Source organism: Citrobacter sp. Awk 2 (genome assembly GCF_028069815.1).
In the GTDB taxonomy this organism is placed as follows: Bacteria; Pseudomonadota; Gammaproteobacteria; order Enterobacterales; family Enterobacteriaceae; genus Citrobacter.
Window position 1 is genome coordinate 1 of the sequence record NZ_JANEWL010000205.1, and the last position, 1,729, is coordinate 1,729.

A 1,729-nucleotide genomic window follows, 5' to 3' on the forward strand; every position below is an offset into this window, starting at 1 on the left:
CCCGACTATCAAACGAAACTGGAACATCAAAGAGGCATAAGATTTAACCTGTCTTCACTAAGATTCAGATGCTGCCCTACACAACGTGTGAGGCTTAATTATGGCTATTTTCGGGTCAATTAATTCGAAATATTCCGGCGACAGTAAATCCAGCGGAGCCGCACACCAGCTTAAATCTACCTGGAAAAGATAGTGATGGGGTGCTATATTTAAAAGTTAAGCTGTGGTGCATGAGAGAAGGCATTGTTAAACGCAATGAGCGCTATCGTGAGCGCCTTTTGTAGTGTGGGTAATGCGAAGGTACTACCTCCTGATTTGAAGGCCGTAGAGAGCGTTACACTAAGGATTTAGCAATTATGGTTTTTATTGCTCAATTTTGATGTTGAGTGGACCCGATCCCCATTTCCGGTCTGATACTTTCCACGCTCTTTCGCCAGATACGATACCCACAGAAAAGGCCCCTCGAGCGTTTTCGGCTTATTTCTTTCGATAATGTAATGATTCGGATATCTTTCCGTTGCTTTTGGCAGCTCCACCAGCGTTGCTTTACCGCCCGTCAGACCCATCCAGATTTCAACAATACTTCCGGCAATGCCACTTGTGGGTGTCCCAAGGCGTCTGACCTGTCGATGCGGGAGGGCAATCCAGCAATGGTAATGCACCTGTTTTGCTGTCTCTTTCTCCCGTACCCAGCCATAAGCAAAGTTGAGGATCGGTTCTGCCAATCCCCCAGGCCTGTTTAATTTAGCCCTCAGGCGTTCACGTAGTTTTTTAAACAGGTCGCTTACCCACCTGTTGCCTGTGTCTATTTGGGTATTCTCAGGTAAGCGTAAATCGAAGCGAGAGAAGTAAACCCGACTGTAGATGGATAGTATTGCATCAAGCTGTTCTGCTACAGGGGTAAGGATATCAAGGCGAACACCGGATTGGTCGGTGGTGTTAATCGGGTAGGCGTAACCATTACGAATGAAAACATCACCTGTGATGACCCTGTAACGCCCGTGTTTATGAATTTTGGTTGTGTAAGGCGTAGCCTGTGCGAGCATTGACTGAATAGATCCTTCTTCTGACACAACACCCCCATAAGTTAGTTATATAAACAACCCCTCGCGTACACGCACACACGTATAAGTTATTACCATCTGACCACCGTAAAACGAAGCGGTTACAGGTAGTTCAACCCCCATCAAGCAAAGCCCGATGGTAAAAAAGGTGGATGAAACTTTTTCGAAGAAAGTTGACATGAGATATAGAAGTCCATAATAACAATATCTCAAAACAAATAGCAGTGCAAAGATTATTTTAATCTGCGTTTTTTTCGGGTTTGCTTATGCAATTTTTCCACTTTTGCGATACCCCGACATAGTGCTTCCCTGTCGATAAGTACTTAACCACGGATAAGCAAACCCATTGAATTAGAATGACTATCACTAAAACCAGTCAACACTATCAACAACTGGAAGCGAATCAGAAACTTTCATCCTGCCTGTGTAAACCTTGGTTTGTCCTTGGTTTGAATGTTCGTGACCAATCGTCTGCTGAACTAGTGTGCGGTATATTTTGTCTAAATCAAAGTGACAACTCATTCCGATTTGAGGCCAGTGACCAGTTGATAACTAACTCTGTACACTATGCGTAACCCCAAATTCATCGCAGCCAACAGATTCTTGCAATAATCATGTTGGAGTAGGAAACAATAATAATTATTTTTTAGGTATCCTATTTAGAT

Annotated in this window: 1 protein-coding gene; it reads right to left on the reverse strand. The window is 43.6% G+C overall.

Annotated elements, in window-relative coordinates; genetic code table 11:
* Positions 1-347 precede the first annotated feature (347 nt).
* Positions 348-1,046: a YagK/YfjJ domain-containing protein gene (locus NNO02_RS23165; protein ID WP_271455868.1), complete on the reverse strand. Its 699-nt coding sequence runs from the start codon at positions 1,044-1,046 to the stop codon at positions 348-350.
* Between the last annotated feature and the right edge of the window lie 683 nt (positions 1,047-1,729).

Bases quoted from the DNA above. Each gene is read 5' to 3' on its own strand.
- NNO02_RS23165 (WP_271455868.1), bottom strand. From the start codon at position 1,046: ATGCTCGCACAGGCTACGCCTTACACAACCAAAATTCATAAACACGGG.